Origin of the sequence: Embleya scabrispora DSM 41855 (assembly GCF_000372745.1) — a bacterium.
Lineage (GTDB): Bacteria > Actinomycetota > Actinomycetes > Streptomycetales > Streptomycetaceae > Embleya > Embleya scabrispora.
The window spans coordinates 114,166-134,803 of sequence record NZ_KB889618.1 but is presented as its reverse complement, the minus strand read 5'-3'; the positions used below and the strand labels follow the sequence as shown (position 1 = coordinate 134,803).

Below are 20,638 nucleotides of genomic sequence, written 5' to 3'. Positions count from 1 at the left end.
ACGAGTGCAGAGTTCGGACGAGTCTTCCAGCAACGCGCTTGCTTGGCACGGCTCATCGTCGCGACGCTGCGGCTGCTCGCTACGCCGGCGACTTCTCCACCGCCCCGACCGCCGACCTCACCCCGGACACCGCGGGCAACCCTGGGTGCTGTCGACCGTGCCGATCGGGATCAGCGGTCCGACGTCGTACCCCACCGTCCTGGGCGACCACCGGCGCCGTGACCAACCGCACCCGGGCCTCGACCGGTACCCCGGGGGCCGTTCAGCGTTTGCGTACCAGCATGCCGTAGCAGCCGATGGTGACCGGATCGGGGAGTTCGACCCCCGGGTCCGGACGCCAATGGGAAACCAAATCGACACCGGGATCGAGCAGTTCCCATCCTTCGGGCACGAGTGCGGCGACCTCGGCGCGGCTGCGCACCTGCATCGGAATGCCCGCGTTGCGGTACGCCGCGACCCCGCCACTCGTGGCAACCGGGTCGAAGTCGCCGGTGAGGTGCGAGATGGCCAGGTAGCTGCCGGAGGGGAGCCGGTCGGTGAGACGGCGCAGGATGTCGGTGGGCTTGTTCTCGTCCGGGACGAAGTGCAGGATCGCGATCAGCAGGAGAGCGAGCGGCCGGTCGAGGTCCAGGGTCTCGGTGAGCGCGGGGTCGGCCAGGATGGCGTCGGGGTCGTGCACGTCGGCGTCGATGTAGGCGGTCGCACCGTCCGGATGGCTGGACAGCAGCGCACGGGCGTGGGCGAGGACGATGGGGTCGTTGTCGACGTAGACCACTCGCGAGTCGGGCGCGATCCGCTGGGCCGCGTCGTGGGTGTTGCGACCCTCGATGGGGATGCCGGTACCGATGTCGAGGAACTGCCGTATCCCGAGCCGGCCGAGATGCTCGACCGCCCGCAGCAGGAACGCGCGATTGGCCCGCGCGGCCGTACGCGCGTTGGGTACCGCCGCCAGGGTCTTTTCGGCGGCTTCCCGGTCGACCGGGAAATTGGACTTGCCACCCAGGAAGTAGTTGTAGATGCGCGCCGAGTGCGGCTTACCGGTGTCGACCTCGGGAGGAGCCCATCCGGCGATCAAGGCTTCCTGCTCCGGCGATCGCTCGAACACGGAATCCATCTGCAACTGCCCCCGCCCCGAAGCCGAACGAGAAAGCGCGCCTGCGGCACTCGCCCATGTTCACCATGTGTGACCGCCATGCTATCGCCCCACCACGCCCCTGGTGAGAGCGGGTGCGCGGCGGCCCGATCCGGGTGACCGGCCGGTCATTTCGATCGAGGCGGGCGCCGGGTGACGCCCGGCGGCTTGTGAGTCGTCCGTACCGTGCCCCGGTGCCGCGCTTGCGCGACGCCGCTCACGCCTCTCGTCGGCGGCCCCGATAGGCCACCGTCAGGACGGCCAACAGCGGCCCCCACACGATCAACGGCGTATAGCAGAGGTGGAACCAGACCGACTCCCAACCGGTGTACCGGCCCGGGGCATCCGCGGGGAGATCGCCGCCCTGGATCGTGGTGCCTCTGATCTGAGCCACGGTCGAGACCACGCTGAACACCGATGTCAGGAACACCGCCCCGACCGCGGCCGGGAGAACCGCCGCATTCGGTGGAACCCGGCGACCGCGCAGGACCGGGATCCAGCGCGGGAAGACCTCGCCCCAGCGGGCAATCAGGCCGATCGCGGTGAACGCCAACGCCTCGGACAGGAACGACAGCAGGACGACGTACACACGTTCACCCACGCCCTTTCCCGTGTCGAACACGATCGGGAGTCGCCACACGCTCGACGGCAGCACCGCCAACGGCACGGCGTAGGCGATGAGTTGTATCCGCCTGGACACCCCCGGCGCCGGCTCGTGGGCCGCCCGCCACGCACTGCGGACACGTCCGGTGCGGGCGGCGGCGGGTCCTTCGACGTTCGGGATCGACTGCGGCTGCATGCGCGGTCCTCGGTCTCGATGAGCCGATGGCCGGCTCGTTCGCCATCGAAGATCGCAGTCGGCGGGGCGACCCGGGATCGCTCGCCGGGCTGAACTCGGCTACGCCGCAGGGCCGATGCCCCCGACGACCTCAGGATGACCGATGCGCGCCGCGCCGCCTCGGACAAACGAGGCGGGTCGCTCGCTCGAGTGGGCTCGTTCGCGTCGTTCGGGTCGCCGGCACCCCTCTCCCGCCACGCAGGCCGCCGGTGGCATCCGAAAGTCGGCCCATGACGGTGTCCGGGCGCTGACGCACACGTCATGGCCAGGGGTTTCGGCCCATGCGGTGCAACAGCCGGTCCTGTGGCGATCCGTCGTGGGCGGGTTCCCCGTCCGGTGCCGCAAAGAAGCGATTCGTCGTCTCGACGGCGGTGGGGGTCTCCATCAGGCCCGCGTAGATGTCGTCCAGGTGGGAGCCGATCCACCCGACCAACCCCGCGTCCAAGGCGTCGTCGACGCCGATCGCCCGGGCCAGGTCCCACGTGTGGATCACGCTGTCCGTGGTTCGCACGGCGATCGCCTGCCGCCCGCTCACCCGGCCCAGCGGATAGTCGAGGACACGCTCCAACGCGCCGGGCAGTCCGAACGCGGCCGCGCATTCGCGCACCGATCGCATGTACGCGGCGAGCGGGTCCGCACCCAACGCGTCCTCGTCGCGGAGGCGAATGAAGTCCGCCCCGGTGCCGCCTTGCAGGAGTCGAACGTAGCCGACGTTCCCCCGGGTCATGTGGTTGACCAGCTGACGCACATCCCACTCGCTGCAGGGGGTGGGCCACGTCCACTGTTCCGGCCGCACCATCCGCAGGCGCCGCTCGAATTCTCGGCCGGCCAGGACGAATCGGTCGATGAGTCCCTCGCTTGAGTTCAGCACACATCCCAGCATGGTCGCGAAGGCGGCCCACGGCCGGCGGAAAACGGACCTCGCTCCGCCCATGGCCCGGTTCGGCCGCCGGCCGCGCTGCCGGGGCGCAGCGAGCCCGGACAGGCAGGCGGCGGTGGCCGACCTGTTGCGCTCACCCCGCCCGGAAGACCTCGCTCAAGCTGGTGAAGCTGTCCTTGCCGTGCCCGGCCTCGACGCCCCGCCGAAAGATCTCCAGCACCGCACTCGGCAACGCCGCGTCCACGCCCGATCGGCGCGTCGTGTGCACGACGTGCTCGACGCTCGCCAGGCCCATCGCCAGGTTGTCCACGTCGCCGACGTGCTCGCCGGCGTCCAGGCGCGGCGCGTAGAAGGCGAGGAAGTCCGGCACCGACGCGGCCGTCGCCGCCGCGTGCGGCAGGAACTCGGCGGCCGAGATGCCGTTCGCCCGCGCCACCGCCAGCGCGTGCAGGGCGGCGGTCATCGAGGTCCAGAAGATGTCCATCTGCAGCTGGTACAGGAGTGCGGCGCGGCCGGGGTCCGCGCCTCGGTAGTCGGTTCCCGTCAGGACGCCCAGCGTGTGCCGATGCGCCTCAAACACGTCGGCCGGACCGCTGTAGAAGGTGGACATCTCGGGTGATCCGATGCCCGACGGCGGCGACTGCACCCCGCCGGTCAGGTGCCGCGCGCCGTGCTGCTCGACCCAGGCCGCCGCGGTGCGGACCCGGTCCGGCGTGTCCGAGCTGAGGTTGACCAGTACCCGTCCCGACAGCGCCGCGGCGACCGGTTCGAGAATCGTGTACATCGCGTCGTAGTCGGTCAGACTCAGCACCACCAGTTCGTTCGCGGCCAGCGCGGCCTCGATCGTGACCGCGCGCTCGGCGCCCTCCGCGACCAACGCGTCCGCCTTGCTCGCCGTCCTGTTCCACACGGTCACCGGATGACCGGCGGCCAGGAACGCGCGCACCATCGCCTGGCCCATCGGACCGAGACCGATGACCGTGACGGGCTGCCGGCCACCGACCGCCGCAATCGTCTGCTTGTCGCGCTTGTCGCCCATGAGTACTCCCGAGATGCGTCGTGTGCGATGGCTCCGTCGCCCGATCCGACGACGGAGGACCGGTCGCCGGCGGCGACCGGACTAGAACGAACGCTCTATCCAGTGCTCACAACGTAGCACGCTCTGGAACGAACGCTCTATTCGGTAGACTCACCTCGTGAAGACCAAGGCGCAGCAGCACGAGTCGATCGCCCCGAACGCCGGAACGAGGCAGCTCGGCACCCGCGAACGCATCGTCCGCACGGCCTCTCGACTGATGCAGCGGCAGGGCTACGACGGCACCGGGATCAAGCAGATCTCCACCGAGGCCGGCGCCACGCTCGGCTCGATGTACCACTTCTTCCCGGGCGGCAAGCAGGAGTTGGCCGTCGCCGCGATCCGGCACGGGGACGCGGAGTTCGTCGACATCCTGCGGGCCGTTCTGGCCGCCGAGCCGGACCCGGGTGCGGCGATCCGCGAGCTCACCCGCAGTCTGGCCGAGGGGCTGCGCGCGTCCGACTGGGTCGACGGCTGCCCGGTCACCGCGACCGCGTTGGGCACCGCGGCCGGTGCGCCGGACATCCAGGCCGCCGCCGCCGAGGCGTTCGCGCACTGGCGGGAGTTGGTGTTCGCGAAACTGGTCGAGGCGGGTCTGACCGAGGCGGACGCGCACGACCTCGCGCACACCGTGATCAGCACCCTGGAAGGCGCCGAACTGGCCGCCCAGGTCACCCGGAGCGAGCAGCCGCTGCTCTTGGCCGGCGTGCACCTGACCCGGCTGCTCGACACGTACCCACGCCCGAGCGCCCGCGGCTGAGCGCGAGAAATTCAGCGCCCCTTCGCCCACCCGCACCACGTCTTCTACATCGCTATCCACTCGCTTGAGGTGGTTACCTCGTCGAGGAGGTCGGAAAGGGGCTCGATGCCGAGGCCGGGGCCGGTGGGGACGTCGAGATGCCCGTCGGAGAGGACGAACGGCTTCGTGATGTCGGTGGCGAAGTACCGGCTGGAGCCGGAAGTGTCGCCGGGGAGGGTGAAGCCGGGCAGGGCGGCCAAAGCCACGTTGGCGGCGCGGCCGATGCCGGTCTCCAGCATCCCGCCGCACCAGACGGGGATGCCATGGGCGCGAGCGAGGTCGTGGATGCGGCGGGCTTCGAGATAGCCGCCGACGCGGCCCGGCTTGATGTTGATGACCGAGCAGGCGCCGAGGGAGATGGCCGCTGCGGCGTCCGCGGCGGACTTGATGGATTCGTCCAGGCAAATCGGGGTGCGTAGCAGCTTGGCCAGTTCGGCATGTTGGACCATGTCGTCGTTGGCCAAGGGCTGTTCGATCAGTTGGAGTCCGAAGTCGTCGAGTCCGGCGAGTTGTTGGGTATCGGACAGCGTGTAGGCGGCGTTGGCGTCGACCTGCAGGACCAGATCGTCACCGAAGCGCTCGCGCACGGCACGTACCGGGTCGAGGTCCCAGCCGGGCTCGATCTTCAGCTTGATCCGGACGTAGCCCTCGGCGATGTATCTGCCCACGGCGTCGAGGAGTTCGGGCACGGAGTCCATGATCCCGACCGAGACGCCGCAGGGGACCCGGTCCCGAGCGGCACCCAGGTAGGTGCCGAAGGACTCGTCGGCACTGCGGAGTTGGGCGTCCAGCACCGCTGTCTCCAGCGCGGACTTCGCCATGCGGTGGCCGGTGAAGGGCTGCAGGACACGACCCACCGCGTGCACGTCCACGCCGTCCTTCGGCAAGGCGGGGATGAGGAACCTGCGCAGGACGTGCTGGGCGCCGTCGACGTACTCGGAGGAATAGCGCGGCTCGGACATGGCCCCGCACTCGCCCCACCCCTCGTGGTCGGCGGTGACGACACGGACCAGCAGCACATCGCGGCTGGTCTCCACGCCGAAGGAGGTACGGAACGGGGCAACGAGCGGCATCGCGATCCGACGCAGCTCGACGCCGGAAATCTTCGTCTTCATGACTGGTGGCTCCTCTGCGGGCGGTCAAACATGGGTTGTCGTGCGTTGGACCACGTAGCGGCGGCGTTCGTGGAAGCCGATGACACGGGCACCCTCGGCGAGCAAGCCGCCCAGGGTTTCTCGTACGGCCAGCCGCCAAGCCCGGGCAGCGCCGGGATCCGCGAGGCGCAGGGCCTCGATGTCGTCGGGGAGGTCGATGAGTACGGTCTCGGCGCCGGTCGCCGCGGTCTCCGGGCGGCCTTCGTGATTGCGGAGGCTGTGAGCGGCGCCGGCGGGCAGTTCGACGGCCTCGGGCGGGAAGGGCGCGGTGAGGTCCCAGGCGGCCAGGACCCGGTCGGACTCGTCGCCGCCGTTGATGGTGTCGTCCATCGCGCCGTAGAAGGACGTCAAGTACTCTTCCGGCCGAGCGCCCAGTTTGGTCAGATTGAAGTAGGCGTTGCGGCGGATGAGCGGGTCGAAGGTCCAGGTGATGCGCCTCAGTCGATGGGCGAGCGCCCACTGCCGCTGGTGCGTCTTGAGGGCGAGGCCCACGCCGCGCCCCACCACGGCGCCGGTGATGTGTGAGTGCAGGCTGGTGCCTATGGGTTCGCCGAAGAAGGCGACTGACGCCCCCACCAGGCGGCCGTCCTCGTAGGCTCCGGCCACGTAGTTGCCGGCATGGGAGAGTGCCCGCATGACCTCGGCGGAGATGGGTGAGCTGCCGGGTTGGGACCCCCAGATGTCGGCATAGAGGAGGCTGACGGCATCGAGGTCCTCCATCATGTGCAGTTCTCGGATTGTGGATCCGTTCATCGCGGTGCTCCCACTGGGTGGGCCAGGGGCCGGGCGCGGGCCGGCATGGTGGCGGTGATGACATGTTCGTGGTCGGTGTGCGCGGCATCGCCGGCCCGCCGAGGCCGTCGAGCGTGCAACACCGCACCCCGGCGGCGTGGTTGCCGTCGGGGGTTGTGCGGGCAGCCGTCTGCCACAGCCGACCGAGGCCGAGCTGTGCGGCCTGTTCGGTGGCCGGGCGAACGATTTTTGGGAGGCGTCATGGTCAGGAGCTCGGTGCGCGGGTGACGGCGATGCGCTGACGCCGGGCGCCGGGGGCGTCCGAAAGCGGCGCGATCGCGTTCGCCGGGGTGAACAGGTCCCCGGGCGGCACCTCTCCGAGTGTGTGCGTCGCCGCCTTCCTGCGGCTTTGTATCAAAGTCCGAGGATGTGCCCGCCAATTTGTACGTCGGAACAATTGCGCAGGTCCTACCGGCGGCGGGAACCCGTTCATGATTCCGGGACTTGTTCGAGGTCGGGACCCCGATACCGCGCATCCTCACCTCTATAGCCAGTCGCACAAAGCATCCGGGGAATCTCTGGACGGGGACCGCATGTACCCGGCCGGCCCAGAAGCCACGCTGTCCGCATGCACAATCCAGCAAGCGTGCGGCGGGCTCCCCCGGCGACCGCACCCAGCACGGCCCGGGCCGGCGCCACCGAAACCGCCACGCGCACCCCCGCCCGTGCCGACGTCCGTCCCGCACTTCCCGGCCCGGGACTTGCGACTGAAACAAGGTGGACCGCACCGTCGGCAAACGCGTCCACGACCTCTGCCGACCGGTGTCGTCCATCACCGTCGGCGGGCACGGCGGAGTCCTTACCGGCCGTCGTCTGATCGCGCCTTCATGCCGGGCCATCGCACGGAGGTCGCGGTACATGTCGACCTCGGGCAGACGATCGCCCTTCCTGAGCCCTGCATCGACAGCGGCAGGGCGGTGTGCGCCGGCCACGTGAATCCGGACTACAGGCGCCACATCACCGACTCGGCAACCAGGTCCAGTCGGGACGATCCGGTGGGCGTGAAGTGCGGGCGCAAGCGGCGGTGGGGCGGCACTGCGGTCTCGATGGCCGAACTCTTGTGAGCGGCGTGGTCGTCCGGCGCCCAGTGCACGTCCGTGCGGGCCCGATCTCCCGGGCCGGCTCGAGCAAAAACGTCTCCCACTCCTCCGCCCGGCAGCGTGGCGCCGAAGCGTTGAAGAGTTCCACAGCAGGGGCGTCCGCCCTTGTGGCCGACACAGTGATGACGCCGCCACAGCGGCAAGTACGGTCCGGCCGGCGCCGGTTGAGAGGGGTCCCTGTCAGATGACGGCACCATTGCACGAGCCGACCGCGGAAGCGGCCCCGAGCGCGATCGAGGAAGCGGCGGCAGTCGGGGGCAACGCCAAGCCTGTACAAGGCCGTTCGCTGGGGCGGATCGCCTGGGAACGGCTCAAGCGCGACAGGTTGGCGCTGACGGGTGGCGCCGTCATACTCGCGCTCACCCTGATCGCGCTGCTCGCGCCCGTGATCTCGAACCTCGTGGGACAGGATCCGGACGCTTACCACGAGGACATGATCGACGCGCTGTTCGGCACCCCCAAGGGGTCGCTGGGCGGCATCAACGGCGACCACCTGCTGGGCGTCGAGCCGGTCAACGGCCGGGACATCTTCGCCCGGATCCTCTACGGCGCCCGGATCTCACTGCTCGTCGGCTTCCTGTCGGCCCTGGTAGCGGTCGTCCTGGGTACCGTCTTCGGCATCCTGGCGGGCTTCTTCGGCGGCTGGGTGGACGCCGCCATCAGCCGCGTCATGGACGGTCTGCTCGCCTTTCCGCAGCTGCTGTTCATCATCGCGCTGGTCTCGGTCATGCCGAGCGACATGCTGGGCATGACCGGTTCGAGCGTCCGCGTCTTCGTGATGATCCTGGTCATCGGCTTCTTCGGGTGGCCCTACATCGGGCGCGTGGTACGCGGCCAGACGCTTTCGTTGCGCGAACGCGAGTACGTCGAGGCCGCCCGATCACTGGGCGCCGGGCGCTTCCACATCCTGTTCAAGGAACTGCTGCCGAATCTCGTCGCCCCGATCGTCGTCTACACGACGATGATGATTCCCACGAACATCCTGACCGAGGCCGCGCTCAGCTTCCTGGGCGTGGGCGTCAAGCCGCCCACGGCCTCGTGGGGACAGATGCTCTCGAACGCGATCGACTACTACGACTCGGATCCGACCTACATGGTCGTGCCGGGCGTGGCCATCTTCATCACCGTCCTTGCCTTCAACCTCTTCGGCGACGGCGTGCGCGACGCGCTCGACCCCAAAGGCTCCCGCTGAACTGCCGTCCCCGAGGCGACCCGCGGCACTTCACACGGGGTCTCTCATCGAATCCGGAGGATCCGAGATCGTGACTACCCAACGCACCTCAGGGCGGCGTAAGCAGGCACTGGCCGCTGCGGCCTTGGTCGCAGGGCTGCTGGCCACGGCGGCGTGCGGCAGCAGTGGCGGCGGCAAAACGAGCGACGCCGGCTACGACGCCGCCGGCAACAAGGTCGTGAACGCCGGCACCACGAAGGGCGGCACCCTGAAGTTCGCCGGCACCCAGGACGGTGACTCGTGGGACACCACGCGGAGCTACTACGGCTTCGCCTGGAACTTCATGCGGTACTACAGCCGCCAACTGGTCACCTACAAGACCGAGCCGGGCAAGTCGGGCGCCGCGCTACAGCCCGACCTCGCCACCGACATGGGCAAGGTCTCGGACGGCGGCAAGACGTATACGTTCACCCTGCGCGACGGGATCAGCTGGGAGGACGGCAAGCCGATCACTTCCAAGGACGTCAAGTACGGCATCGAGCGCCAGTGGGCGCAGGACGTGCTGTCGGGTGGTCCGGTCTACCTCAAGGACATCCTCGACCCCAACGGCGAGTACCAGGGCCCCTATCAGGACGAGTCCGCCGACAAGCTGGGCCTGAAAGCGGTCGAGACACCCGACGACAAGACGATCGTCTTCCACCTGCCGCAGGTCAACAGCGACTTCCCACAGATGCTCGCGATGCCGTCGGCCTCCCCGGTACGCCAGGACAAGGACACCAAGTCCAAGTACGGCCTGCATCCGTTTTCCAGTGGTCCCTACAAGTTCGAGTCGTACGAGCCGGGCAAGAGCCTGGAACTGGTCCGCAACACGCAGTGGAAGGACACCTCGGACCCGGTTCGCAAGGCCTACCCGGACACCGTCAGCGTCAAATTCTTCTCCAACGCCAATGACATGGACCAGCGACTGATCGCCGGCGACTACGACCTGGACCTCAGCCAAAGCGGCATGTCGCCGCAGGGTCGCCAGACCGCGTTGAAGCAGCACAAGGGCAACCTGGACAATCCGCTCTCCGGTTACGTCCGTTACGCGGTCTTCCCGCAGAACGTGAAGCCGTTCGACAACGAGCACTGCCGCAAGGCGGTCATCCACGGGGCCGACCACCTGTCCCTGCAGACCGCGCGCGGTGGCCCCGTCGCCGGCGGTGACATCGGGACCAACATGCTGCCGCCGACGGTCCCGGGTACCGAGGGCCGGGAGTACGACCCGTTCGCCTTGGCCGGCGCCGACAAGAACGGAAACATCGCCAAAGCCAAGGAGGAACTGATCGCCTGCGGCAAGCCGGACGGCTTCGGTACCACCATCGCCGTCCGCAACAACAAGCCGGTCGAGGTGGCCACCGCCCAGTCCCTGCAGGCGTCGTTGAAGAAGATCGGCGTCGACGCGCAGATCGACCAGTACGACGGCTCGCAGACCTCCGGCATCGTCGGCAGCCCCTCCAACGTGGAGAAGAAGGGCTACGGCATCATCATCGACGGCTGGGCCGCGGACTTCCCGTCCGTCCAGGGCTTCGGTCGGCCGCTGTGGGACAGCAAATACATCCTGGAGAGCGGCAACAACAACTACGCCCTGATCAAGGACGAGGCGATCGACGAACTCTTCGACGCCTACGCCAAGGAACTCGATGAGGGCAGCAAGGGCCGGATCGCCAGGCAGATCAATCACAAGGTCATGGAGGGCGCGTACTACCTGCCCTTCACCTACGAGAAGTACCTGAACTGGCGCTCCAGCCGACTCACCAACGTCTACATGACCGACGCGTACAACGGCTACGACTTCATCAGCCTCGGTCTCAAGTCCTCGAAGTGAACTCCGGCACACCCGCCGAACGGCACGAAAGGCAGGTGAAGGCCGGCGCGGCGTGATCCCGGGCCGCCGGAAGCCCCGGCGGCCTGCGATCCGCGGCAGGCCGTAGGCTGTGCTCGCTTACCTTATCAGGCGGCTGTTCGCCGCCGCAGTGATGCTGGTGGTCATCATCATGGTGGTCTTCGGCATCTTCTTCCTCGTCCCCAAATGGGCGGGCGTCGACATCGCCGCGAGCTTCGTGGGCAAACAGGCCGACCCCGCCGCCGTCGAGGCCGTGCGGGAGAAGCTCGGCCTGAGCGACCCCGTCCACCTCCAGGCATGGGAGTTCTTCAAGGGCATCTTCGCGGGCCGCACCTTCGCGACCGGCGGCGACGTCGTGCACTGCTCCGCACCGTGCTTCGGCTACTCGTTCAAGAGCGAACAGGCCGTCTGGCCGGTGCTGACCGACCGTTTCCCGGTGACCCTGGGGCTCGCCCTCGGTGCCGCCGTGCTGTGGCTGGTCTTCGGTGTCGCGGCGGGTGTGCTCTCCGCGCTCAAGCGCGGCAGCCTCTGGGACCGCAGCGCGATGGTCGTCGCCCTCGCGGGTGTGTCCCTCCCCATCTACTTCACCGGCATGCTCTCCCTGGCGACGTTCGCGTTCGGGCTGAAATGGTTCGACGCGCAGTACGTGCCACTCGGCCAGAGCCTGGGCGGCTGGTTCGGCGGCATGATCCTGCCGTGGATCACCCTCGCCTTCCTCTATGCGGCGATGTACGCGCGCATCACCCGCGCCACGATGATGGAGGTCCTGGGCGAGGACTACATCCGTACCGCACGCGCCAAGGGCCTGCGGGAGCGAACCGTCATCGGAAAGCACGCCATGCGCTCCACGATGACGCCGATCCTCACCATGCTGGGCATGGACCTCGGCGCCCTCATCGGTGGCGCGATCCTCACCGAGTCGACGTTCAACCTGCCCGGCCTCGGCCAGGCCGTGCTGAACGCCATCAGGAACCAGGATCTGCCCATCATTTTGGGCGTCGTCCTGATCACCTCCCTCTCGGTGTTGTTGGCCAACCTCGTGGTCGATGTCCTGTACGCCGTGATCGACCCCCGAGTGAGGCTCACATGACCGAACCCGGCAGGAGCGGAGCCCCGGTGGACGGGCCCGCGGCCGCGTCGCCCTCCGCCGCTTCGCCCGCTCCGAGTGCCTTCCTGGACGTGCGTGACCTGAGGGTGCACTTCCCTACCGACGACGGTCTGGTCAAGTCCGTCGACGGGCTCAGCTTCCGGTTGGAGAGGGGCAGGACCCTCGGCATCGTCGGCGAGTCGGGCTCCGGCAAGTCGGTGACCTCGCTCGGCATCATGGGCCTGCACACCGCCGGCCGATACGGCAGGCGCAAGGCGCGGGTCTCCGGCGAAATCTGGCTGAACGGCACCGAGTTGTTGTCGGTCGGCGCCGACCACGTACGCAAGCTGCGGGGCCGTGAGATGGCGATGATCTTCCAGGATCCACTGTCCGCGCTGCACCCGTACTACACGATCGGCGAGCAGATCGTCGAGGCGTACCGGATCCACCACGACGTCGGCAAGAAGGCCGCCCGCAAGCGTGCGATCGAGATGCTCGACCGGGTGGGCATCCCGCAGCCGGACAAACGGGTGGACAACTACCCGCACGAGTTCTCCGGCGGCATGCGCCAGCGCGCGATGATCGCGATGTCCCTGGTCAACAACCCCGAACTGCTCATCGCGGACGAGCCCACCACCGCCCTGGACGTCACCGTCCAGGCGCAGATCCTGGACCTCATCCGGGATCTGCAGGAGGAGTTCGGCTCCGCGGTCATCGTCATCACCCACGACCTGGGCGTCGTCGCCGAACTCGCCGACGACATCCTGGTGATGTACGGCGGTCGCTGCATCGAGCGCGGCCCGGCGGAGCAGGTGTTCCACGAGCCCCGGCACCCCTACACCTGGGGTCTGCTCGGCTCGATGCCGCGCCTCGACCGCGAGCAGCAGGACCGGCTCGTCCCGGTCAAGGGCTCCCCACCCTCCCTGATCAACCTCCCGTCCGGCTGCGCCTTCAACCCGCGCTGCCCGTACGCGGACGTGCCGAAGGACGACCTCAGCCGCACGGTCCGCCCCGAGCTGACCGAGGTCGGCGATAGGCACTGGGCCGCCTGCCACATGACGCAGGAGCAGCGGGAGCGGATCTGGACCGAAGAGATTGCGCCGAGGCTGTGAGTGAGAACGCGGAGGACAACGCAGTGAGCATGCCCGCATATGGCGACGGTGGGCGGGCCGGTGATTTCGACTCGTCCGAGACCCGCGGTGCGGCCACCCTGACCAAGGACGCCGCGCCCGGTGAGGTCCTGCTGAAGGTGACCGGGCTGCGGAAGCACTTCCCGATCCGGAAGGGCCTCTTCCAACGCCGGGTCGGCGCGGTGCGCGCCGTCGACGGCATCGACTTCGAGGTGCGCTCGGGCGAGACCCTGGGTGTCGTGGGCGAGTCGGGCTGCGGCAAATCGACGATGGGCCGGCTGATCACCCGGCTGCTCGAACCGACCGCGGGGACGATCGAGTTCGAGGGCAAGGACATCACCCACCTCGGAGTGGGCGGCATGCGCCCGATGCGCCGCGACGTGCAGATGATCTTCCAGGACCCGTACTCGTCGCTGAACCCGCGCCACACCACCGGCACGATCATCGGCGCCCCCTTCAAGCTCCAGGGCGTGGAACCCGAGGGCGGCATCAAGAAGGAAGTGCAGCGACTGCTGTCGGTGGTCGGCCTCAGCCCCGAGCACTACAACCGCTATCCGAACGAGTTCTCCGGCGGCCAGCGCCAGCGCATCGGCATCGCCCGCGCGCTCGCCCTCAAGCCGAAGCTGGTGGTGGCGGACGAGCCGGTGTCCGCGCTGGACGTGTCGATCCAGGCCCAGGTCGTCAACCTCATGGACGACCTTCAGCGGGAACTGGGCCTGACCTACGTGATCATCGCGCACGACCTGTCCGTCGTCCGGCACGTCTCGGATCGGATCGCGGTGATGTACCTCGGCAAGATCGTCGAACTCGCCGACCGGGACTTGCTCTACAAGACACCGATGCACCCGTACACCAAGGCGCTCATGTCGGCCGTCCCGATCCCCGACCCGCGGCGCAGAAACGCCAGGAGCGAGCGCCTCCTGCTCGATGGCGACGTGCCCTCGCCGATCGCCCCGCCCAGCGGCTGCCGCTTTCACACCCGGTGCTGGAAGGCGACGCAGATCTGTACGACGACCGAGCCGCCTCTCAAGGAGTTGAGGCCCGGTCAGCGGCTGGCCTGCCACCACCCGGAGAACTTCGCCGACCAGGCCCCACAGGACACCATCCTGCTGTCGGCCGCGAAGCGGACCACGGAGCCGGGCACACCCGGTGGGCGCCGTACCGCGGGTACGGCCGGGGGGTGACGGCCGCGAAGTACCCGATGGCACAGGAACCGGAATGGCCATGAAAAGGTCGTCGAGGGCATCGGCGACGACTGCGCGGTGATGCCCTCAACGACACAACGGAGCCTTTCGCGTGCGAAGGCGGATGTGGACCGGCGGCCGTCCACCCGACGGACGCGGGAACCTCACTCAATCGGCGGCAACTGGCGCCGGCCGGACCGGACTTGCCCCTGTGGCGGCGTCATCGCTCTGTCGTCCACAGGGGCGGATCCGGTGCGGAGATCTGCGACGCTTTCGGTAGCACCCTGCCGGGCCGGGGAGTTCAGGCGATACCGTCAGCGGAGGTCGCGCATGAGTTTGCTCATGATGGAGTCCACCTTGTCCGAGTCGAACGTTTCCGAGCCGATCAGCAGGGTCACGGCCCGTCGGCCGTCGTCGGTGACGGCGTTCCTGAACTTGTGGCCGCTGGACATGCTGCCGCTGTGTCCCCAGATGACAAGGCCCGGAACAGGCTCGTGGCGCTCGACTCCCAGGCCGTAGCGCTCATTCGCGACGTCCTCCGAAACGGTCTTCTTCATCTCGGCGAGTTGGGCCGGAGCCAGCAGTTTCCCGGACAACAGGGCGGTCCAGAAGGTGGTGGTGTCCGCACCGTCGGAGATCAGAGCGCCCGACGCGTCGGCCTCCGAGGTGTTCCATTCCGTCCTGTCCACCAGAGTGCCCCGCCGCTCCGCGTAGCCTCGCAGGTCCGGCTTGGGGATCGTGGTCCGATCGCCGGGCCATTGGGTCTCGCACAGTCCGAGACGCTTGATGATCCGCTCCGTGATCTCGGTGGCGATGCTGCGACCCGTGACCTTCGTGACGATCAGACCGACCAGGTTGTAGTTGGTGTTGGAGTAGGAAAAACCGGACTCCGTCCGGTCGGGCCTGGGTAGCGTGAGCGCCTGTCGGACCGTCTGCAAGGGCTCGATGTGATCCCAGCGGTGCGCGTCCTCGTTCTCCCAGAACGGCGCGTCCAGGTAATCGGGCAAGCCGCTGGTGTGCTGCAGAAGCTGCCGGATCGTGATGCTGCGTCCGTCATAGAATTTGGTGTGGACGAGACCGGGCAGATAGTCGTCCACGGTGTCGTCGAGATCGATTTTGCCCTCGCCGACGAGCTGAAGCACGACCGTGGCCGTCCAGGTCTTGGTGTCGCTGCCGATCCGGCTGTGCTCATTGCCGACGACCTTACGGCCCGTTCTGAGATCGGCGAGTCCGACACCGCCGTTCCAGACGCCGCAGCTCGGGCTCTTCACCGTCACGCTGATCCCCGAGACGCCGACACTTTGCAGCGACTTCAGAGCTGTCTGGATGGGCGTGGTGTCACACTGCGGTGTCGCGGTTGCCTTCGCGGGCGTCGTTATCAGAGAGGCTGCGCACGCCAAGGCCACGACAGCACTTGTCCGGTATCGCATGAAATCTCCTTTTGCAGTTCTGATGCGTGTGGTGCGATCGATTACGCCTGGTGCCGGGGAAGACGGACTCGATGTCCCGAGTCGGTTCGGTCTCGAGCGCCGGTGCGGGGGACGGCGGGGGTGGCCGCGATTGGTTGCGCTTCACGGGGCCGTGGAAGGTACGGTCACTGGACATGCCCACCGCACGCTTGCTGGATTGAGCATGCGGACAGCGTGGCGCCTGGACTGGCCGGATACATGCGGTACTCGTCCAGAGATTCTTCGAATGCTTTGTGTGTCTGGCCAAAGAGGTGAGGATGCTCGATACCGGGGTTCCCGATCTCGGACAAGTCCTGGAAGTGCTGGGCTCGTCGCTGCTGCGGCCGTTGACCGTACCGCCGGAGAAACCGGTGCCGGTCTCGGGCGTACTCATCTTCGAGCGGCGAGCCCCGCTTCCGCTTCCCCCCATCCAAGACGCGATCCTGCTCGCCGTCGGAGTGGGGATGGCCGAAGCGCAGGCGATGGAGCTGGTCGGTTCGGCGGCCGAGGCCGGGTACGCCTGCCTGGTCGTGAAGAGTTTCGGCGAGCCGGTCGCCCGGCTGGTGGAAGCCGCCCAGCAGTCCGGCATCGTGCTGCTTGCCGCCGACGAGGCCGTGGCCTGGCACCATTTGGATGCCATGATCTCCTCGGCCCTTACTCCGACGGAGCGTTTCGGGCAGGCCGCGGGTGCCCCGGCCGTCGGCGATCTGTTCGCGTTGGCCAACGCGATCGCGGGGATGGTGGGCGGAGCCACCGTGATCGAGGATCCCCAGCGGCGCATCCTCGCGTACTCGACTTTGCCCGGCCAGGCCGTCGACGAGGGCCGCCGCCAGGGCATCCTCGGCCTCCAGGTGCCAAACGGCCCGGAATACGACGAGCAATACCGGGTGCTCACCCGGGCGGGGCGCACCTGCCGGTTCCCTGCCTTTCCCGGGGGTCTTCCTCGCCTCGGCATCGCGGTCCGCGTGGGCAGCGAGGTGGTGGGTTCGATCTGGGTCGTCAATGCCGGGGAACGCCTGGACTCCGTTGCCGAACAGGCCCTTTCCGATGTGGCGAACAACGTCGCGCTGCACCTGCTCGCAGCTCGTACCACGGAATCTGCCGTCCGGCGCAGGTACGCCGACCTGTTGCGGCGGTTGCTCGCCGACCCGAGCAGTGTCACCGCAGTGGCCCCACAGCTCGGCCTGGACCCGAACTCGCCCGTCGCGGTGGCCGCATTCGCCGTCGCCTCGGTCGATGCCGAGGATGTTCTCACGGCACAAGCGGCCACCCGGCTCGCCGACTTGGTGAGCTTGCACTGCGAGGCGCGCTACGGCCGGCACGGTTGCGCGTTGATCGACGGAACGGTCTACGCGCTGCTGCCGAGCGGGCCTTCGCCGAACGCGCACCGTGAACTCGTCGCCTATATCGCGCGGCGGGCCCACAGCGCGCTCCGTGTGCCCGTCCGGGCCGGACTCGGCTCGCTCGTCCAGGGGCTGCGCTCGATCGTGAGCTCACGCGCCGACGCGGACCTCGTTCTGCGTGCGCTCTCCGAACGGCAGGGTGATCCGGAGCCGTGCCAGGTGGCCACGATCGACGAGGTGTGGGCCGGCGCGACGCTGTCCGCACTGGCCCGGATGCTGGCCACGCACGAGGGGCTCCCCCGCGGGCTCGGGCCGGCGGTCCGTGCCCACGATCTCGAGCACAGCACCACCTACGCGCCCACCATCCTCGCCTACCTGGACGCCAACGGCGATGTCGCTGCCGCCTCCCATCGGCTGTCCGTGCACCCGAACACGATCCGGTACCGGCTCTCCCGCGCCACGGAAATCTTCGGGTTCGATCTCGCCGACCCGGACGAGCGTCTGGTGCTGTGGCTGCGGTTGCGGCTCGGCGACCAACTCGGCTGGTAGGCCCCGGCGCCGGCAAACGGGGCTCGATTCATGTGAGGGGACCTGAATACGCATCGCAGATGCGTATTTGATACCGTCGCCTCCGTGCAGTTGACGCGATTCACCGATCTGGCGCTACGCGCCGTCATGCGCCTGGCGGTCTCCGGCAAGGGCCAGGCGCTGACCACGCGCGAAGTCGCCGAGGCGGTCGAGGTGCCGTATACGCACATGGCCAAGGCGGTCTCCCGGCTTCGGGAACTCGGCGTCGTGCATGCCCGGCGCGGCCGCGGCGGCGGCTTGGAGTTGACCGTTCTCGGATACCGGGCTTCGGTGGGCTGGCTGGTGCGTGAGCTCGAAGGGGAGGGTGAGGTCGTCGTGTGCGAGGGCGAGTCGCCATGCCCGTTGCGCGGCGCGTGCCGATTGCGACGCGCGCTGCGCCAGGCGCAGGAAGCCTTCTACTCCTCGCTCGACGCGCTGACCGTGGCCGACCTGGTGTCACAGCCGACCGGTCCGTTGTTGATACAACTCGGCCTGCGCGACCAGGGCTGACCTCTCCCCCGGCGGGGTCGACGTCCGCGCTTAAATATGAAGATCATCTACCAATTTGGAGGATCCGTGTTGTCCGAGCGATCCATACCGGTCATCCGTGCCACGCTGCCGGCCGTCGGCGCTGCCCTCGATGAGATCACCGGGCGGTTCTACGCCGGCATGTTCGATGCCCACCCCGAGTTGCTGCGCGACGTGTTCAACCGAGGCAACCAGGCGAACGGAGAGCAGCGACAGGCACTGGCCGGATCCATCGCCGCGTTCGCGACCATGCTCGTGGAACGGCCGGACGCCCGACCGGACGCGATGCTCGCCCGGATCGCCAACAAGCACGCCGCTCTGGGCATCACACCGGATCAATACAAAATTGTTCACGATCACCTCTTCGCGGCGATCGTCGACGTGCTCGGCGACGCGATCACTCCCCCGGTCGCCGCCGCCTGGGAGGAGGTCTATTGGCTGATGGCCAACGCCCTGATCGCCGCCGAGGCCGCGCTCTACCGGCAGGCCGGGTTCCCCGACGGGCGGACCTGGCGACGGATGGAGATCGTCGAACGACACGAGGAGACCCCCGACGCGATCTCGCTGAGCCTGCGACCGGCCGACGGCAGTCCCACGCCGTCGTTCCGACCCGGGCAGTACGTCAGTGTGCAGATCGAACTTCCGGACGGCGCACGCCAGATCCGCCAGTACAGTCTGTCCTGCGCGCCGAGCCGACCGCTCTGGCGGATCACCGTCAAACGCGTCCTCGACGGCACGGCTCCGGACGGCGAAGTCTCGACATGGCTTCACCGACACGCCGCAGTGGGCGACCAACTGACCGTGTCCGCACCGTTCGGCGACCTGGTTCTGCCCGACGGGGACGGCCCGCTGCTGCTGGCGTCCGCCGGCATCGGCGTCACACCCATGCTCGCCATGCTGGCCCACCTGGCGACCACCGCCTCGACCCGCCGGGTGACCGTCGTCCACGCCGACCGCAGTCGTACCGATCACCCCCATCGCGACGAACAACGGTCGCTGGTCGCGGCGTTGCCGCATGCCACCCTGCAACTTTGGTACGAAGAGGCGGACCCCGACGTCCTCGCCGGCGGCGATGGCATCGCATCCACCGGCCGAGTCGACATCGGCTCCCTGGCACTTCCGGACGGCCTGACCGCCTATCTGTGCGGACCGATGCCCTTCATGCGCGCCGTTCGCGGCGATCTGTTGCGCCGCGGTTTGCCCGCTGCGGCGATCCACTACGAGGTCTTCGGTCCCGACTTGTGGCTGGGGCAACAGTAGGCGAGTCTCGCGGGTCGGCCAGTCGTACTCCCACGTGATCGAGGCGTTGCCGTCGGGGTCGGTCCACAGGCCCGGGCGGCCGCCTCGAAACGGTGTGCCGGGTTGGAGGGAGTCGGTCGAACGGTCGAACAGACCCGGCGGACATGTGGGCCGTCGACGAGGCCGGCCGGGTTCGTACCACGATTGGCGGAGTATACGGAATACGGATGCGTGCGTCGGCAATCGGTGCGCCGCCCGAGACGCTCGCCGAATCGCCGGATCACTCCCTCGCGGGTCACTCCTCGCGGCGCGCGTTGACATGCGGTTCGTACCGCCTTGTGTTCCGCTGGGATGGGCGCGAGCGATGGCAATCGAGCCGAACGCGCGACGCCCATCGTCGCGCCGAGCGACTGACAAACCGCGCCACGCCAAGGAGCCGAACATGCCCGGCGACATCACTCAGCCCTGCAACTTCACCGTCACCAGGCCCACGATCAAGCGCGGTGCCACGGGGGACGCGGTCAAACAGGAGCAGTGTTACCTCAACCACTCGTTGACCGGGACCAAGATCCTCGAGGACGGAATCTTCGGGCCGGTGACCGAGGCCGCCACGCGCAGGTTCCAAACGTGCGCGAAGATCGGCATCGACGGCATCTGCGGCCCGCAGACCTGGTCGTTCCTTACGTTCTGGGCCAACTCGCCGGACTTCGTCTGCTGAACCCCCGCATCCGGGTCGAACGGCTTGGGGTGAACGGCGGTTGGCATGCCAACCGCCGTTCACCCCTGTTGTTGTCAGGCCTGTACCGGTACCGACTTGGCGACGATCAGCCGCTGCGCGACGTTGATCACGTCCGGGTTGGGAATTCCGTTCCACTTGACCAGTTGCTCGATCGTCGTGCCGAACCTGCGGGCGATGGACGTGAGCGTGTCACCGGACTTCACCGTGTAGAAGGTGTCGTGCGGTGTGTCGGACTCGTTGACGATGAGTTTCTGACCGACGTTGATCAGGTCCGGGTTGGCAATCTTGTTCCACTTGACGAGTTGTTCGATCGTCGTCCCGAACATGTTCGCGATAACCGTGAGCGTGTCGCCGGACTGGACCGTGTAATGGATGAAATGCATTGTTTTTGTCGACATATTGGTCACGGTAACCCAGACAGCCGGCCATCGCGCGGAGGAACGCGCCCGCGCGTCGGCATCGTTGTGTCGTGTGCCCTCCATTGGAGCAACTTCCAGGCCCGTTCGGCGAGCAACCGGCGTAACCACCTGTCTTCGGCGGCCCGACC

The 20,638-nt window shown here is 68.1% G+C and carries 18 protein-coding genes; 10 read left to right on the top strand and 8 right to left on the bottom strand.

Going from position 1 to position 20,638, the window contains the following annotated elements; genetic code table 11:
- Positions 1–262: 262 nt before the first annotated feature.
- From A3IC_RS0112810 to A3IC_RS0112795, 4 genes are all read right to left on the bottom strand, one after another.
- Positions 263–1,114 (bottom strand): SAM-dependent methyltransferase, encoded by an 852-nt coding sequence (locus A3IC_RS0112810; protein ID WP_020550455.1) that lies wholly within the window; start codon positions 1,112–1,114, stop codon positions 263–265.
- A 235-nt stretch (positions 1,115–1,349) separates the two neighbouring features.
- Entirely contained in the window at positions 1,350–1,931 is a 582-nt protein-coding gene (locus A3IC_RS0112805) for a hypothetical protein (protein WP_020550454.1), read from the bottom strand.
- 298 nt (positions 1,932–2,229) lie between these two features.
- Entirely contained in the window at positions 2,230–2,841 is a 612-nt protein-coding gene (locus A3IC_RS0112800) for a TIGR03086 family metal-binding protein (RefSeq protein ID WP_026218187.1), read from the bottom strand.
- Positions 2,842–2,983: 142 nt separating this feature from the next.
- On the bottom strand, positions 2,984–3,889 hold the full coding sequence (locus tag A3IC_RS0112795; RefSeq protein ID WP_020550452.1) for an NAD(P)-dependent oxidoreductase: 906 nt from the start codon (positions 3,887–3,889) through the stop codon (positions 2,984–2,986).
- Between the two features lie 157 nt (positions 3,890–4,046).
- Between A3IC_RS0112795 and A3IC_RS0112790 the strand changes: the two genes are divergently transcribed.
- Positions 4,047–4,685, top strand: a complete 639-nt coding sequence (locus tag A3IC_RS0112790) for a TetR/AcrR family transcriptional regulator (protein WP_020550451.1) — start codon at positions 4,047–4,049, stop codon at positions 4,683–4,685.
- A gap of 44 nt (positions 4,686–4,729) precedes the next feature.
- On the opposite strand, the gene menC is transcribed toward A3IC_RS0112790, so the two are convergent.
- Together menC and A3IC_RS0112780 are read right to left on the bottom strand one after the other, a co-directional pair.
- Positions 4,730–5,839 (bottom strand): o-succinylbenzoate synthase, encoded by a 1,110-nt coding sequence (gene menC, locus A3IC_RS0112785; RefSeq protein ID WP_020550450.1) that lies wholly within the window; start codon positions 5,837–5,839, stop codon positions 4,730–4,732.
- A gap of 24 nt (positions 5,840–5,863) precedes the next feature.
- Positions 5,864–6,631, bottom strand: a complete 768-nt coding sequence (locus A3IC_RS0112780; RefSeq protein WP_026218185.1) for a hypothetical protein — start codon at positions 6,629–6,631, stop codon at positions 5,864–5,866.
- 1,323 nt (positions 6,632–7,954) lie between these two features.
- Here A3IC_RS0112780 and A3IC_RS0112765 point away from each other — a divergent pair.
- From A3IC_RS0112765 to A3IC_RS0112745, 5 genes are all read left to right on the top strand, one after another.
- Positions 7,955–8,962, top strand: a complete 1,008-nt coding sequence (locus tag A3IC_RS0112765) for an ABC transporter permease (protein WP_020550446.1) — start codon at positions 7,955–7,957, stop codon at positions 8,960–8,962.
- Between the two features lie 70 nt (positions 8,963–9,032).
- Positions 9,033–10,808, top strand: coding sequence for an ABC transporter substrate-binding protein (locus tag A3IC_RS0112760; RefSeq protein WP_026218184.1), 1,776 nt, complete (start codon positions 9,033–9,035; stop codon positions 10,806–10,808).
- Between the two features lie 109 nt (positions 10,809–10,917).
- Complete coding sequence (locus tag A3IC_RS0112755) at positions 10,918–11,916, top strand: ABC transporter permease (RefSeq protein WP_026218183.1); 999 nt, start codon at positions 10,918–10,920, stop codon at positions 11,914–11,916.
- On the top strand, positions 11,913–13,025 hold the full coding sequence (locus tag A3IC_RS0112750; RefSeq protein ID WP_020550443.1) for an ABC transporter ATP-binding protein: 1,113 nt from the start codon (positions 11,913–11,915) through the stop codon (positions 13,023–13,025). Before A3IC_RS0112755 ends, A3IC_RS0112750 begins: the two co-directional genes overlap by 4 nt.
- Before the next feature lie 29 nt (positions 13,026–13,054).
- A complete protein-coding gene (locus tag A3IC_RS0112745) occupies positions 13,055–14,227 on the top strand; it encodes an ABC transporter ATP-binding protein (protein ID WP_205353877.1) in 1,173 nt (390 codons plus the stop codon).
- 314 nt (positions 14,228–14,541) lie between these two features.
- On the opposite strand, the gene A3IC_RS0112740 is transcribed toward A3IC_RS0112745, so the two are convergent.
- A complete protein-coding gene (locus tag A3IC_RS0112740) occupies positions 14,542–15,657 on the bottom strand; it encodes a serine hydrolase domain-containing protein (RefSeq protein WP_245599245.1) in 1,116 nt (371 codons plus the stop codon).
- 296 nt (positions 15,658–15,953) lie between these two features.
- Between A3IC_RS0112740 and A3IC_RS0112735 the strand changes: the two genes are divergently transcribed.
- The 4 genes from A3IC_RS0112735 (at position 15,954) to A3IC_RS54075 (ending at position 20,070) form a co-directional block, all read left to right on the top strand.
- Positions 15,954–17,567 (top strand): PucR family transcriptional regulator, encoded by a 1,614-nt coding sequence (locus tag A3IC_RS0112735; RefSeq protein WP_020550440.1) that lies wholly within the window; start codon positions 15,954–15,956, stop codon positions 17,565–17,567.
- Between the two features lie 84 nt (positions 17,568–17,651).
- On the top strand, positions 17,652–18,095 hold the full coding sequence (locus tag A3IC_RS0112730; RefSeq protein ID WP_020550439.1) for an RrF2 family transcriptional regulator: 444 nt from the start codon (positions 17,652–17,654) through the stop codon (positions 18,093–18,095).
- Between the two features lie 66 nt (positions 18,096–18,161).
- Positions 18,162–19,373, top strand: a complete 1,212-nt coding sequence (locus A3IC_RS0112725; protein ID WP_026218182.1) for a globin domain-containing protein — start codon at positions 18,162–18,164, stop codon at positions 19,371–19,373.
- A gap of 421 nt (positions 19,374–19,794) precedes the next feature.
- Positions 19,795–20,070, top strand: a complete 276-nt coding sequence (locus A3IC_RS54075; protein ID WP_020550437.1) for a peptidoglycan-binding domain-containing protein — start codon at positions 19,795–19,797, stop codon at positions 20,068–20,070.
- A gap of 74 nt (positions 20,071–20,144) precedes the next feature.
- Here A3IC_RS54075 and A3IC_RS0112715 read toward each other — a convergent pair whose 3' ends face one another.
- Complete coding sequence (locus A3IC_RS0112715) at positions 20,145–20,489, bottom strand: LysM peptidoglycan-binding domain-containing protein (protein WP_158695932.1); 345 nt, start codon at positions 20,487–20,489, stop codon at positions 20,145–20,147.
- Positions 20,490–20,638: the final 149 nt, after the last annotated feature.